Below are 15,695 nucleotides of genomic sequence, written 5' to 3'. Positions count from 1 at the left end.
AAAGATTATCACTTGTTGATTAGCTTTTTCATTTGTTTAGAGATAATCCCAACTGCTCGTTTTGGACTCAACCGATATAACTTATCCATCATTTTCGAGTCTTTACCAGCAAGAACTCGGTACTGATCCGTTTCCATACCATTGATAATGATTTCCGCTGCTTCTGTTGGAGTTAATAATTGTGACATATTTTGTTCGCTTGCATTAGCTTTTTCAGCACCTGCAACACCAGAGTTTTTCATTATATCCGTTCCTACTCCACCCGGGAATACTACCGTTACTCTAACATTTGTACCCTGAAGCTCAGCGTACAGTCCTTCAGTCATAAGTTTCACAGCTGCCTTTGATGCTCCATAGATGGATTGACCGGGGACGGGCAGGAATCCCCCCATACTAGAAACGTTTGTAATATGCCCTAAGGGTCTTTTCAATAAATAAGGAAGGAACGACTTTGTCATATACAGCGTTCCGTAAAAATTAATATCCATTACTAACTTGATTTTATCGTAATCAAGGTCTTGAATATTTACAAAATCATGAATGATTCCAGCATTATTAATGATGCCATCTACTGAACCATGATAAGAAATGACTTGTTCCGGTAATACCTCAACAGCTTCTCTATCTGTTAAATTCACGACGTGTATGGATAGCTTGTCGACTTTTTCTCCTGCTTGCTTGACAGTTTCCTCAAGTGCATCCCTGTTAATATCTACTGCAGCTACGCTAGCTCCCTTGGAAAGGAGGTTAAGGACTAACTCACGTCCGATTCCACCCCCAGCTCCTGTAACAACTATTACTTTGTCTAGAACTTTTATTTAAATCGCCTCCAATGTCAGCCTTATCAAGGATGACCTACTTCTTATTTTCGGGCATTTGTTTTACTCATTTAATCCAGCCTTTTTTATATTTCCTAAAAAAGATAAACTTTCTTTTGGATATCTAGTTTGTGTAGTACGTTCAACTGCAATCAGTCCAAAGGTTTGTTCATAGCCCAACTGCCATTCAAAATTATCTAATAATGACCAGTACATATATCCAAGTACATTAATACCTTCTTCTATACATTGATGAACACCTGTTAATGCTCGTTCGATATACTCTACTCTTTCCTCATCATGATCGGTAGATAGACCGTTTTCTGTCACAATGATTGGCTTATCCCAATGTTTTGATACAAATCGTATTACATTTCCTAAAGCTTCAGGATAAAATTCATACCCCATCTTCGTTAACCTAGTATTTTCATCCGATTTCACATAACCATCAGGTCCGTGGATTTTCCGAGAGTAATTCTGAACACCTAAAAAGTCATCCTCTTGAAGATAAGGGAGGTAGTTTAGAAAATCCTCGTAATATTCTTTTTCTACAAATTTTTCTCCTCCAGGTAATGCTTGGTGATCATACAGGGAAAAAGTGATTCCAACCTTAATCTTTGGTTGTACTTCTTTGATTACATTTCTTGCTTTTTCATGACATTCCATGATGATACGTTCTCCATTATCTGTTCGAGGACTATGAAACGTCTGTATGTTTCTAGGGTCCATGCCAAAAGCCTCTCCTAGAGCTCGATAATAGTTCTCCATTTTCTCCTTAACATCGATAGTAAGTCCAACTTGAATATCTCCCTTTTTCCCTGCTTCATTTTTCTCATTAGCTCCAGTCATTCTTTTCATAATTTTTGCTATTTGCTTACCCATATTCGCTTCATTAATTGTGCAAATATATGGAATTAAATCACCCAATTCCGTAACTACGTATCGGGTATAGTTTTTGAAGTAATCAATTGTTGCTTCACTTTCCCATCCACCCTCAGTAATTAACCACTTTGGTGAGGAAAAGTGATGTAATGTAACTATTGGTGTTACATTCCTTTGTTGACAGAATTCCAAAACTTCTCTATAATGTTCGATTTCTCTTTTTTCAAAATTACCTTTAGTAGGCTCTATCCTAGCCCATTCTATTGAGAACCTATACGTGTTTAATCCTGCATCTACTAATAACTGAATATCTTCTTTAAATCTGTTGTAGTGATCAACTGCTTCTAACGATGGTTCTTTGTACATTGAGTATGGAACTTGCTCCATTGTCCAGAAATCACTATATATATTATTTCCTTCTACTTGGTGTGCAGCAGTAGCAGCTCCCATCATAAAATCATTGGCAAACTGTTTCATTTGATTCTTCCCCCTCATTTAATTTAAATTTATTTACTAGTGCTTGATTTAGAAATACATGATGTTATTAAAGTCTTTGGTGGCATTACAAAGAAATGGATTGATTTACGTCGATTCCAAATTAGTAGTCTTGTACTTTATACACAATCATTTCGATTGTAGGCTGTTAAAACCATTTCGGTTAAACATCCCATCTTATATAAAGTACAAATAGCCAGAAAATTAGGTTATCCGCTTTCAATATAATAGTAACATTACAACATTTAACATTATGGTATTTTAGTATGTATTTTTGTAATATTCACTTATAAAAGAAGAATTTTGTTTATTGTTAAGGTTTTTGTAAATATGTTTCTTAGTAATACTTTTTAAGTAAAAAAAAGATATACACAGTATTAGGTTCTATGTATATCTCCCTATTATTAAGATGTTTGGCTAACAATCTCAAATTGACTATTATACAGGTCAGCATAGAAGCCTCCTTGTACAAGTAACTCTTGATGAGTACCTTGTTCTATAATATCTCCATGGTTCATGACTAAAATGACATCTGCATCTTTTATAGTTGAAAGGCGGTGTGCAATAATAAAACTAGTTCGATTTTGCATGAGTGTTTTCATGGCTTTTTGAATTTTCAATTCTGTTCGTGTATCAACACTACTTGTTGCCTCATCCAGGATTAAAATTTTCGGATTGGATATTATAGCTCTTGCGATTGTTAAAAGCTGCTTCTGCCCATGAGATATATTCGATGCGTCTTGGTTTAGCATCGTATCGTAGCCTTCCGGAAGTTTTCGAATAAATTCATCAGCGTGGGCAGAATAAGCGGCTGCCTTAATTTCTTCATCAGTTGCCCCTTTTTTACCATAAGCGATATTTTCAGCAATTGTTCCACTGAACAACCACGTATCTTGAAGTACCATGGCAAACAAACTTCTAGCTTGCTCACGTGATAATACCTTAAGATCTACTCCATCTATTAGAATCCGGCCACTATTTAGGCCATAGAAACGCATAAGTAAATTTATTAAGGTTGATTTTCCCGCACCAGTTGGTCCGACAATAGCTACGGTTTGACCTTCCTTTATGTCCAGATTGATATCTTTCATTAAAATGGAGTTTTCTTCATAACCAAAACTCACATGTTCAAATGTCACTCGTGCGTTTAACTTATCTAGGTCAACCTTTGCATGTTCCTCTCTTACAAGTTCTTCTTCATCCAATATTTCAAAAACGCGTTCTGCAGAAGCAAGGGCGTTCTGAATCATCGTAGCAATTCCAGCTACCTGCATCATCGGTTGTGTGATTTGCTTGGAGTATTGAAGAAATGCTTGCACATTTCCAATCAACAAACTTCCGTTTAGAACAAATATACCCCCAATAATACTTACAAGTACAAAACCTAAGTTACCGATAAAGCTCATCATTGGGTTCATGATACCTGAGATAAATTGTGCTTTTTGACTAACCTTGTATAAGTTCTCGTTCATATCACGAAAACGTTGAATTGATTTTTCTTCATAACCAAATGCCTTGACGACATGGTGGCCTGAGAACATTTCTTCCACATGCCCATTTACAGCTCCAAGTCTATCTTGTTGTTGTTTGAAAAATTTCTGTGATCGAGAAAAAGTGATTCGAACAACTAAGAAACTTAAAGGGACGGTAATGGCAATTATAACTGTTAAGATTGGACTAATAACGAGCATCATCACAATAATACCTACAACAGTAATAACAGACGATATGATTTGGGTTAATGCCTGCTGAAAAGAATTATTTATATTATCAATATCATTTACTGCTCTACTTAACAGATCACCATACGAATGTTTATCAAAATATTTAATTGGTAATCTTGTTAATTTTTCATTAACCTCTTTTCGAAGGGTCGCAACAGATCGTTGAGACACTCCAGCCATTAAATACATTTGTAGAAATGAAAATAATGAAGTGAGCACATAAAGTCCGATTAAAAAGATTGCTAACTTTCCAAGAAATCCAAAGTTAATAGGACTATTAGATGTTACACTTTCAAATATCGAAGTTGTTGCATCTCCTAAAACTTTAGGACTGTAGACAGTAAATAGCGTTGAAAAAACACTAAATATAAATACGAGGATCAAAATTTTACGTTCTGGTTTTAAAAAACTAGCTAAACGTAGCATTGTTGCTTTTACATCTTTAGGCTTCTCCATTACTTTTGGTTGTTTGGAGGAAGTTTTCACTTTATCTTTACTCATGATACTTCTCCCTCCATACTCTGTGAATACACAATTTCTTGATATACTTTATTGGTTTCTAACAGGAACTCATGTGTACCTTTTCCCACCATTTTCCCTTCATCTAGCACAATGATTTGATTGGCATCCTTAATCGAGCTAATTCGTTGTCCAACGACGATTATAGTCGCGTTTAGTTTTTCCTTCAGCATTTGCCTAAGTCTCGCTTCGGTTTTATAATCCAGAGCAGAAAAACTATCATCAAAAATATAAAATCCCGGGTTTCTAACAATGGCTCGGGCTATCGATAGACGTTGCTTCTGGCCTCCAGATAAATTAGATCCTGCTTGATCTATCATCGTCTTGATTCCATTTTCTTTTTCGTGCACAAAGTCTATAGCATGTGCAACTTCAAGCGCTTGAATTATTTCCTCTTTGGTTACATCAGTTTTACCAAATCTTATATTCTCTTCGATTGTTCCAGTAAATAAAGAAACTTTCTGCGGAACATAACCAATTTTCTCTCGTAATTTTTTCTGCGACATCTTACGTATATCGATTCCATCAACAAGAACTCTCCCATCTACCGGATCATAAAAACGGAGGATTAGCTGAATGAGAGTTGTTTTTCCAGCACCGGTGCTTCCAAGGATTGCTGTTGTTTGACCTGGCTCCACTTCAAAAGATATGTTCTCAATCACCGGTTTTTCTGCTCCATCATATCGATATGTAACATTTTCTAATTGAATGCGTCCTTCTTGATTTACGTGACCATTTGTTTTGAGCGGATCCTTAATAGTTGCCTCCATTTGTAATACCTCGCCAATCCTCTTTGCAGATGCTTGTGCACGAGGTATCATCATAAACGCAATGGAAAGCATGATGAACGCCATAAAAATCATTAATGCATATTGTAAAAATGCCATCATGTTCCCAACTTGCAACACTCCTTGTTCAATTTGAATTGCTCCAAACCAAACAATTGCCACATTCGAAAAACTAATTATAATTCCCATAAATGGGAAGAGCAGGGCCATTATTTTATTTACCCTAATTGCAGTATCTCTAAAATCTTCATTTGCGACATCAAACCGTTTCTTTTCATGACTCACCTGATTAAATGCTCGAATGACTCGTATCCCTGTCAGACTTTCTCGAATAACTAGATTTAACCGGTCCGTCTTTTTTTGTATCGTACTAAAAAGTGGGATTGCCTTTTTAATAATTAATACAATTACCAATACAAGTACTGGTAATGCAATAATAAAGATTAAACTTAATTTTGGTTCCATCATGATAGCCAGGAAAATTCCCCCAACAAGCATTAAGGGAGCCCTAGTTGCCATCCCTAAGATTATACTTAAGACTTCTTGGATTTGTTTAATATCATTCGTTGTTCTTGTAATAAGTGAAGCAGTTCCAACCCTATCCAGTTCTTCCAACGAGAAGCCTTCAACCTTAACAAACAATTTAAGTCGAACATCTCTTGCAAAACCAGCAGCCACTTTGGATGTCAAATAAATACCGCCAATCGCTACAACTATACTCATTAAACTTAGCAAGATCATCCAAATACCTGTTTTAATGATATAAGGAATGTCTGAATTCACAATACCGATATCTACAACGTTTGCCATGAGTGTCGGAATGTATAACTCAAACATGATACCAACTAATGTTAATCCAAGTATTCCAAGAATCGGCCATCTGTAAGGTTTAATAAATATAAGTAATGTCTTCATCCTTTAAAACCACTCTTTTCTTAGCACTTTCAGACAACTTTCCTTTTGTTTATTGAGAACCTCTAAGCTATTTTCACATTGAAGTTTCATAGTTTTTTTCTTGTGTTCACATTAACCAAGCACCTTCAATACTTCTCCTTCTGTTATCCCCTTTTCATTAAAGGTATCAACTCGTACAAATAACGGCTGTCCTTTGATTAATGCGCCAATATTTATGTCATTTCTTCCTAAAACCATATAACTATGGTATAACTTATCAGGTGCAAATCCCCAAAGGACATTGTAACCAACTGCACCAACATCTTCCCATTCTACTAATAGGTCATGTTCACTTTTCAGTTCAAAAGTTACATCAGTTGCTTGCTGAGGTAGTTCACACTCTGCATTTCCAAACACTCTTAGACCTGAAATACAAGCACTTTGCTCATAAGGGAGCTCCTTTACAGTGCATCTAATATACCTTAGTTTCATTCCGTCTTCTTTAACAATAAGGTCATGAGATAAATCGGTATCCGCTTCCTCTTTATTTTCAATTATGAAATATTCTTTGCCGTCTAAGGAACCTTCGAGTAACCATCTTGTATAGTACTTGCGTTCCTCAATATAGCGTGACATTGATCCCGTATCTTTAGGAGTTACTCCATCAGGCAGTAGCAACTCTAATTTATCATCTGCAAAATTAAGTTGAATTGCACGTACATCACAGATTTGTTGGAGATCTACTTCAAGCCATTCTCCAGATTTATTTGTCGCTGCTTTCCACCAAGTTTGAACGTTTTCATCAGTAGCATTTGAAGCATCATTTTTTTCTACAAAAGATGAAACTGTCACAGGTTTTCGATAGGAAAGTAGCATCCACTCAGGATTGCTCCACGGATCCATTTTTAACTGTTCAATTTTCATAGGCCAATCACCATATCGTTGGTTGCAGAATAATTCTCCATCTTCATCGAACCCTGCTGGCCATAAGCCTAATCGTCTTTCAAATGGATGATTTACTGAAATTCTCATGGTTGCTGTGTGCCACAGGTTACCGTGTTTATCTGCCATTGTTGAGCCATGTCCCGCTCCCGGTATAAAACCGCCTGGTTTATAGGAATATGGATTATTCTTTGCCAAGTAAAATGGTCCAAGGGGACGATCTGAAACATATACACCATCTGCATACACATTATACTGTGTTCCAGGACAAGAATATTGCAGATAGTATTTTCCGTTATGTTTATCCATCCAAGCGCCTTCAATATAAGGATTGTCATTACTCAAATACATTCGGAGGGTACTAATCTGCTCTTCGGTTATACCTGGCATATTACTAATATAGGAATTCACCTTTGCCTCTAGTTCTTCTTCCGAAATTTTAGGTGTGACATGATTTTCTCCAACTCTCTCAAAGCCCAGCTCCTTTGGATTGCCAAATATTAGCTCAACTGGACTGGTCTTTGGTTTCATATTATCTGGTTGCAGTTCTACACCATAAATAGGGGTTACATTTGAACACCCCCAATAGAAATAGATTTTACCATCATCATCAACGAATAGATTCGGATCCCAGAACGGAAATGTTCCCTCAATTTCCTCAAAATCACCGTTTATCGGGTCCTTTGTTCGATAGAAAGGACAATTTTCATCTTTTTTTGAAGCAGAAAAATAAATATACTCACCAATCACACGAACATCCGGAGCATAATCATACACCGGTAGATCTATTAATTTGTGAAACTCCCAATCAATGAGATTATCACTACTAAGGAATCCTGTAGTCATTGAAGGAAACAGATAATATTTCCCTTTAAACAAAATCAGGGAAGGATCTGCTGCTTCTCTCGCAACAGTCAGGCCCCCACCTTGAAGAGCAAGAAACTGATACTTATACTCCATATTGATAGGATTACATACATAATTCATAGTTGGTTCCTCCTATATCTAATAATTTTTACTATTATTGGTTCAGTATATTAATTATCTATTAATTGATATGTTCCAAAAGCATGCATCACCTACAATTACATCACTCTAACTTTTCAACCAATTGAATGATAAAAAGACCAAGTTAGCTATTTACTAATAGTTACTGGAATAAGCTCCTTTGTACAAGTTATTTTGTAACTCTTAGGTGCACTGTTTACCAATTCATATCGCTTCCTTCATTTGATTAGAATGCTTCTATTGTTATTAATTAAATCAATCATAGCACTCTGCATTAAATCTTTATGGTGTTTATGTACTTTTTTTTGTAATATAAGATTAATCATTATAATTTTCTAAATTTTTCATTGCGATAAAAAGGAGTGTGCAAATGAGCCCGTATATCGAAACAATTCAGAATATCTCTGACCTCGTTTCAGAGACATTTACTTTACCTGTCATCTTTATTGATCCCATGGGGAGCATTATGTATGAAAGTCTAAAAAAGCGTGTGCTAAATCCACTTTATGAGAATCATAAACAAAAATTCTTTAATCCGTTGCGCTTTGATCCTGGAAGAGAATACGACTTTCCGGTCATTAGCAAATCGGCATTTTCAGAAAAGTTTATCTTATTAAGTGTCTATAATAATAAATCTTTTGAAGGAACTGTGTTAATTGGTCCGTCACTTTCCTATCCCTTATCAGACGAGAGAATCAATGGAATTATTAATGATACACGTGCTTTTTTTTATCGAGATAAAGTTTTTCAATATTATAAATCTCTCCCTGTTATAGAAAATAAACAACTAATTAATATTAGTACGATAGCTTTTAATTTGTTTAACCATATATTACTTTCTACAAAAACAGTCAGTGATAGAAATGGTGAGATAACTGACCAAAAAGAAAAAATTGAAAAAGTAAATTTGGCAGTTTCGAAAAATTTACAGACGAACACGTTTCATGAACGCATCTTTGAAAGAAAGATGTTGGAGATTGTTAAAGAAGGAAGAGTGGAAGAAATAAAAAATCTTCCCTATAAAGAGGAAGAAGAATCAAGTATTTTATCAAAGTCAAGTTTTATTCGGTCAGTAAAAAATCATATTATAACTCTCATTACCTTAGCATCTAGAGCTGCTATTGAAGGGGGATTGCATGATGAAATCGCATTTAGTTTACATGATCAGTTTATCCAACAAGTAGAAGAAGTGGATCGAATTGATGAGACTAGGGAATTAGCAAGAGAGGTTATCTATACATTTAGTAGAAAAGTACAACAGGCAAAAGGAGAGCAGTATTCAAAAACAATTACAACCTGTAAAGACTATATTTATAAGCATATTTATGATGATCTTAGACATGAAGACATTGCTAATTCTGTTGAACTTAGTCCTAAATATCTGTCTGCTTTGTTTAAAAAAGAAGTTGGTCAATCCGTTAGTGACTATATTCAAGAAACTAAAATTAATGAGGCTAAAAAGTTACTTGCTTATAGTAAAACCCCCATTTCTGAGATTTGTACTTTATTAAACTTCAATGACCAAAGTTATTTTACTAAAGTTTTTAAAAAAGTCGCTGGGGTTACACCAAAACTATATAGGGAAAGACATCATCTTTTAGAGAAATAAGTATAAACAGTCTTAGTTAATAAATTCTATAAGGATTTCGCAATAACAGATAGAGGACCAATTTAAGGTACATAGAATTCTAGGTTCAAATAGATATTCTGCTAAAAAAAGTATAATTTTGATTTTTAACCATCATTAGCAGGTAAAATAAATATGTTAACCGCAAGGATAGTGGTTAACCATTTTATTTAAGATTTGTATTAATGGATAATTCAATTAGATATTTTACCATTTCTCCTCGGTGGTGCTAATGGTCACTGAGAAAGTCGATTGGACAACTAACGATGGCGGAAAGAAAAGGTTAACTTCATAGTAGAAAACGGACAAAAGGGAGGATTAGTGAAAAATCCGCCGCTCGCTTTTCTCAGAAGCAAAAGGAATCTCCCAGGTGAAAGCATCCATTGGACAAGCAACGCTCAGGAGGTTCTTTTTGTTATGTCCAAAATCACTTGTTTTATCAAATCTCAAGTGACTTTGGTGCCTGTAGCATAGGGTGCCGTTACTAAAAATAAACAGCTTATAGTGAAAAAACACATGGTCAACCCCCAGTGCGCTAACACTTTAGTACAATGGGGGCAGACTAATTAATTGAGGAGATGTTCTTGTTTATTTAGAAACCTTATTATTCGTAAATTATTTTTTATTTCAAGCAAATGAATTCCTGTATCACCTGTTATAAATGCATATTCCTTATTATTAGCTTGACTAAGAAATGATTTTATCAGATTCGAGATAAGTCCCCCATGAGATACTATTGCAACTCTCTGGTAATCTTGATAATCAAAAATATTTTTTTGAAATACTCTTTCAGCTCGGAATCGAAATTCTAGCTCTGATTCACCATCTTGTATTGCTTCATGAACTGGTCTCCCATTCTTAGGTAGAGGATACTTAATAGATGCTTCTTCCCTTGATACCCCTGCCAAAACACCATTATTAAATTCCATTAAATCATGTTCCAGCAATAACTCACATCCTATTGCTTCCTGTAATATTTCGGCTGTTCTATTAGCTCTTTTTAACGGGCTTGATAATATAAGATTAGGAGGGAAATTTTCGGCTACAAATGTTGCCATCTTATTCGCTTGTAACACTCCTAGTTCAGTCAAAGGAAAATCAGCTCTTCCTTCATGAACTCCCAACAAATCCGCTTCTGATTGTCCATGTCTTATTACCAATAATTCCATTATAAGCCCTCCATAATCATATTTATTAACCTTAATATACTAAATTACGAATATAGCTCCTCATTTTTCCATCATTTTCTGCTATTATCTTATAGAATTTTAGTTAAGACATCTAATTTACTTCATATAACGATACTCCAACAAACTCTTCAGAGCAGAAACCTCCTCTAATAGTTCCTCCCCTACATTGGTTTCCAGTACCATTTTTCTTTCTACCACTTTGTCTACTAATCTTTTCACGGATAATACATCCATGCCATTATGTAAGACATTTTCTTTGGAATTAAAATGTTTATGGGCAACCAATTTCATCCCGAATGAATTATATAATAGAGTATATCCAGCAATACCAGTAGTTGATTGATAGGCCTTTGAGAAGCCACCGTCAATCACAATCATTTTTCCATTTGCTTTAATTGGGTCTTCCCCTTCAATTTCTTTAACAGGGGTATGCCCATTTATGATATGACCATGATCGGGATCTAGATTAAATTCTAGTAGAATCTTACGGCAGATTTCTTCTTTTTCTCGCAAATAGTAATAGGGATTCTTTTTCTCTTTATGAGTCTCTTTATCTTTAATAAAATACCTTTCAAAGGTTGTCATTGCCCTTTTACCAAAAAGTGATGAATATTCGCCTGTCCATAAATACCAGACCATATCTGTCGATAGATCATCATTTTTTTCTGGATGCGCAAAAGCGTATCGTAAATGATGTTCAAAAACATCCAATAAATCTCGTCCCTCATATGTTGTATTTTCGATCACCATTTTTTCCATTTTTCCATGGTCATCTAAAGGGATACAGCCATGTATCAATAAGTTACCATTGTATTTCAAATATAGGCTGCCTTTCTTCATAAGGAAGTTCATATGTCTAGCCAACTTTTCCGAATGCTGCACAGAAAATAATAATTTATCGATTACCTGTTGTTCTTCCTCTAACAACTCACTTGGTTTTTTTGGATTCACAGTTGCAAAGCAAGTATTTTCCAGTGAATATGTCTTTCCATGAATCACGATTTCGTTTTTATCATAATTAATTTTCTCAAGTAATACCCTTCCCGACATATTAAAGAATGGTCGTCTCTTAATAATAGGAATTTCAAGTTTGAACTGAATCATGGCAATTGCTTGATGAATTTTTGTAATTTGTAATTCTTCTTCCTCTGATAGATTATTTCCAGAAGCTTTCTTCGGTCTAAAAGCCGGATTATCTTTATAGTATTTCTCTGCTAAATTTAGAAGAGGTCTTAAATTGATTCCATACACATCTTCGATAATATCTAAATTATTATACCGAGCACAGATACGGAGTATATTAGCTAGACAAACCTTGGAACCAGCATACGCACCTAGCCATAACACATCATGATTTCCCCATTGTATATCAACAGAGTGGTAATTAATGAGTGTATCCATAATTTTATGAGGCTCAGGTCCACGGTCATAAATGTCCCCTACCACATGAAGATGATCCACTACTAATCTCTGCGTACAATATGCAAGGCCAATAATTAGCTTATCAGCTTGATTAAGAGAAATTATTTGCTGAACAATTTTTGTGTAATAAGGTTTTTTATTTGTGGATTCTTCCTCCGTTTTGTATAACAATTCTTCTATAATATATACAAATTGCTCAGGCAATGCTTTTCGTAATTTAGAGCGTGTATATTTGGAAGAGGCAAAAGAAATAAGCTTAATCATTTGATTTATGGTTTCAGCATACCAACGGTTTAATTCTCGCTTATTTTCAAAGCTGTTCTTAATTAATTGTAATTTTTCCTCAGGATAATAAACCAATGTCGTCAATTCATTGATAGCCTTCTCAGATAATACATCCTTAAAAAGTTCTTCTACTTTCTCTTTTACTCTCCCAGACCCATTTCTTAGTACATGTTGAAAAGACTGGTATTCACCATGTAAATCACTTACAAAATGTTCTGTTCCTTTTGGTAGATTAAGAATCGCTTCCAAATTTATTATTTCCGTAACCACTTTTTCTTCGCTATCATATTTTTCGGCCAGCAAATCTAAGTATTTTTTATCCAAAGTGAAGTACCTCCCATATATTAGGGCCTTTTCTGATTATCTCTTAATCTTATAATAATACAGAAAATTAGAATATCTATCTAGTCCATCTGTTTATTTTTTAATAAATTAGCCTAAAAATGTGGTGTCCCTCTGGACATATGGGAATGGAATCGCGTGCAGGTCCTCAGATAGTGACGGGAGATGGTTACTACTTTTGTTGGGACTCAGGCCGAACATAATTTGTAGGGACGTTTTTGTGTTTCTAATTCAATAGATGTTCAAAATAAAAAAACACCCCCAAATGGTGTTTTTATGCTAAACACTATTAAATCCATAATTATTTAGTGAAGAACCACCACTATAGGTTTTTATTACCTATTAATCATAGATTTAATTATTATGGCATCTGCATATTAAATCAATGCTACTTGTGTTTAAAGGTTACGTTTTCAAAAAAAGAAGATTATAGCTAATGAGGTCTCAATAACAGCTATAATCTTCTTTTTTCTTATTTATTTTGAGCTGTTAACAGTCTGCAATATTCCCTGAAGCATTTCCTCCGTAAAGGCCCCATTGCTCATCATACTTGCGTTATGCAAGGTTGTTCCCAAAATCATTTCCTGCATACCTGCTCCTAGGCCATGATCTATATCACTTTGACCTACTTGTAATTGCATGGCTTTCAAAATTTCCGCACCGACAGGATGCTCCATTAATTCACCAAAGGTAGAATATCTCGTAATTACTTTTTCGATTTTCACAGTAGATTGTACATATACTGTCTCTCTTTGTAAAATATCACGAGAAGATGAACCAACTAGAATATCAAATGCACCAGACTCCACATGCCAATCTTTTAGCTTTGCATTATAGTAAGCAAATGCTCTTTTTCCTAACTCGAAGGTCACTGTTTTTTCTTCACCTGGTTGCAAGTAAACCTTATCGAATCCTTTTAGTTCCTTTTCTGGCCGAGGAACCGTACTATCTACATCCCTTACATATAGCTGTACAATCTCTTTTCCTGCCACGCTACCCGTATTTTTTACTTTTACCGACACAGTAACAGTATCAGTATCCTGTATTTCTTTACGATTAACACGAATATCACTATATTCAAAGCTGGTATAGCTTAACCCGTAGCCAAATGGGAATAATGGATCGACATCTCTTGTATCATAATGTCTATAACCGACAAATACTCCTTCACGATATTCAACAGTTTCCCCATCTCCTGGGAAGTTTAAGTAGGAAGGATTATGAGCAAGTTTTTTAGGAAACGTCTCCGCTAACTTACCACTCGGGTTTGCAAGACCAAATAGCAAATCAGAAACTGCACCACCTAACGCTTGACCACCAAGATAAGTCTCTAGCACAGCCTTGACCTTACTTAGCCACGGCATCTCAACAGGTGCCCCGTTGCTTAATACAACTATTACATTACTTTGCACTTTAGCAATCTCTTCAATTAGTACTATATGATTTTCTGGAATACCTAAATGCTTGCGGTCAAATCCCTCCGATTCATATCGTTCCGGCAATCCTGCAAAGATAACTGCAACCTCTGCTTTCTTAGCAACCTCAACAGCCTCTAAAATTAAATCTTCATTTACATCATCACTTTCAAGTGAATACCCTTTAGCATATTGGAGTGAAGTAGTAGGTCCTGCAACCTTTTCCATCTCTTCGAAAATAGTATCAACCATGGTCGGATTAATATGAGAACTACCCCCACCTTGGAATCTTGGATTTTTTGCAAATGCCCCAATTACAGCAATTGATTCTACCTCTTTTATCGGCAATATCTGTTTCTCATTTTTCAGTAATACCATACTTTCTTGTGCTACTTCTCTAGCTATCCTGTGATGTTCATTTTTACTATAACGAGCGTCTTTTTTCTTATTATTGACAGCTTGAAAGACCACATTTAAGATTCTCTCTACTGCTTGGTCAAGTGTTTCAATTGATAGCTTACCAGCTTTTACTGCCTCGACAATCTTCTTTTCACCTTGACCTCCACTCGAAGGCATTTCAAGTTCAAGCCCAGCAGCAATTCCATCATCGAGTTCGTTCGCCGCTCCCCAATCAGTCACAACGAAGCCCTCAAATCCCCATTCATCTTTAAGAATTTCCGTCAATAGATTTTTATTTTCAGAACAAAAATCTCCGTTAACCTTATTGTAGGCTGCCATTACTGTCCAAGGTTGTGCTTCCCTTACAGCCTCTTCAAAACTAGCTAAATAGATTTCCCGTAGTGTACGTTCATCAACGATAACATCAACCGACATTCGTTTATATTCTTGGTTATTCACAGCAAAGTGCTTTAAGGATGTACCAACTCCTTGGCTCTGAACCCCTTTTATATAGCTGGCTGCCAAATGGCTTGATAAATATGGATCTTCTGAGAAATACTCGAAGTTTCGACCGCACAGTGGAGATCGTTTGATGTTTGCACCTGGTCCTAGTACAATCGAAACGCCATTTGCTTGTGCTTCTTCCCCAATCGCAACTCCCATCTTATTCACCAAATCTTTATCCCATGAGCAAGCAAGACCTGCAGCTGACGGAAAGCAAGTTGACGGCACACTTTTATTTATACCAAGATGATCTGTTTCACCAGCTTGTTTTCGAAGACCATGGGGACCATCTGTCATCATGATAGACGGTATCCCAAGTCTTTCAATTGATTTTGTATTCCAAAAATCGTGACCCGAACAAATACCTGCTTTTTCTTCCAATGTCATTTGATTAATTAAATCTTTAATATCTTTAATATTTCTCATGTTTTTATTCCCTCA

Annotated in this window: 9 protein-coding genes; 1 reads left to right on the top strand and 8 read right to left on the bottom strand. The window is 35.5% G+C overall.

Translation table 11 applies throughout. The annotated features are described in order from the left end of the window. Positions 1 to 8 precede the first annotated feature (8 nt). The 5 genes from CZ490_RS20805 to CZ490_RS20785 all read right to left on the bottom strand — a co-directional run bounded on the left by CZ490_RS20805 (position 9) and on the right by CZ490_RS20785 (position 8,049). On the bottom strand, positions 9 to 797 hold the full coding sequence (locus tag CZ490_RS20805; RefSeq protein ID WP_268762199.1) for an SDR family NAD(P)-dependent oxidoreductase: 789 nt from the start codon (positions 795 to 797) through the stop codon (positions 9 to 11). Between the two features lie 84 nt (positions 798 to 881). Beyond that, positions 882 to 2,177, bottom strand: coding sequence for a glycoside hydrolase family 1 protein (locus CZ490_RS20800; RefSeq protein WP_077620647.1), 1,296 nt, complete (start codon positions 2,175 to 2,177; stop codon positions 882 to 884). 422 nt (positions 2,178 to 2,599) lie between these two features. Beyond that, entirely contained in the window at positions 2,600 to 4,420 is a 1,821-nt protein-coding gene (locus tag CZ490_RS20795; RefSeq protein ID WP_077620646.1) for an ABC transporter ATP-binding protein, read from the bottom strand. Continuing rightward, positions 4,417 to 6,141 carry an ABC transporter ATP-binding protein gene (locus tag CZ490_RS20790; RefSeq protein WP_077620645.1) on the bottom strand — a complete coding sequence of 575 codons (1,725 nt, stop codon included), beginning with the start codon at positions 6,139 to 6,141 and terminating at the stop codon, positions 4,417 to 4,419. Before CZ490_RS20790 ends, CZ490_RS20795 begins: the two co-directional genes overlap by 4 nt. A gap of 111 nt (positions 6,142 to 6,252) precedes the next feature. After that, a complete protein-coding gene (locus CZ490_RS20785; protein WP_077620644.1) occupies positions 6,253 to 8,049 on the bottom strand; it encodes a family 43 glycosylhydrolase in 1,797 nt (598 codons plus the stop codon). A 391-nt stretch (positions 8,050 to 8,440) separates the two neighbouring features. Between CZ490_RS20785 and CZ490_RS20780 the strand changes: the two genes are divergently transcribed. After that, positions 8,441 to 9,679 (top strand): helix-turn-helix domain-containing protein, encoded by a 1,239-nt coding sequence (locus CZ490_RS20780; protein WP_077620643.1) that lies wholly within the window; start codon positions 8,441 to 8,443, stop codon positions 9,677 to 9,679. A gap of 584 nt (positions 9,680 to 10,263) precedes the next feature. Here CZ490_RS20780 and CZ490_RS20775 read toward each other — a convergent pair. The 3 genes from CZ490_RS20775 to CZ490_RS20765 form a co-directional block, all read right to left on the bottom strand. Beyond that, positions 10,264 to 10,866, bottom strand: a complete 603-nt coding sequence (locus CZ490_RS20775; RefSeq protein WP_077620642.1) for a histidine phosphatase family protein — start codon at positions 10,864 to 10,866, stop codon at positions 10,264 to 10,266. 117 nt (positions 10,867 to 10,983) lie between these two features. After that, on the bottom strand, positions 10,984 to 12,918 hold the full coding sequence (locus CZ490_RS20770; RefSeq protein WP_077620641.1) for a fructose-1,6-bisphosphatase: 1,935 nt from the start codon (positions 12,916 to 12,918) through the stop codon (positions 10,984 to 10,986). A gap of 494 nt (positions 12,919 to 13,412) precedes the next feature. Beyond that, positions 13,413 to 15,680, bottom strand: coding sequence for a glycoside hydrolase family 3 C-terminal domain-containing protein (locus CZ490_RS20765; RefSeq protein ID WP_077620640.1), 2,268 nt, complete (start codon positions 15,678 to 15,680; stop codon positions 13,413 to 13,415). Positions 15,681 to 15,695: the final 15 nt, after the last annotated feature.

Source organism: Litchfieldia sinesaloumensis, from assembly GCF_900156865.1.
GTDB lineage: Bacteria > Bacillota > Bacilli > Bacillales > Bacillaceae_L > Ferdinandcohnia > Ferdinandcohnia sinesaloumensis.
This window is presented reverse-complemented; position numbering and strand designations above follow the sequence as displayed.

What these genes read in the sequence shown, in the direction of transcription:
- CZ490_RS20800 (WP_077620647.1), bottom strand. Translation starts at nt 2,177, where the DNA reads ATGAAACAGTTTGCCAATGATTTTATGATGGGAGCTGCTACTGCTGCA.
- CZ490_RS20795 (WP_077620646.1), bottom strand. Translation starts at nt 4,420, where the DNA reads ATGAGTAAAGATAAAGTGAAAACTTCCTCCAAACAACCAAAAGTAATG.
- CZ490_RS20790 (WP_077620645.1), bottom strand. Translation starts at nt 6,141, where the DNA reads ATGAAGACATTACTTATATTTATTAAACCTTACAGATGGCCGATTCTT.
- CZ490_RS20785 (WP_077620644.1), bottom strand. Translation starts at nt 8,049, where the DNA reads ATGAATTATGTATGTAATCCTATCAATATGGAGTATAAGTATCAGTTT.
- CZ490_RS20780 (WP_077620643.1), top strand. Translation starts at nt 8,441, where the DNA reads ATGAGCCCGTATATCGAAACAATTCAGAATATCTCTGACCTCGTTTCA.
- CZ490_RS20775 (WP_077620642.1), bottom strand. Translation starts at nt 10,866, where the DNA reads ATGGAATTATTGGTAATAAGACATGGACAATCAGAAGCGGATTTGTTG.
- CZ490_RS20765 (WP_077620640.1), bottom strand. Translation starts at nt 15,680, where the DNA reads ATGAGAAATATTAAAGATATTAAAGATTTAATTAATCAAATGACATTG.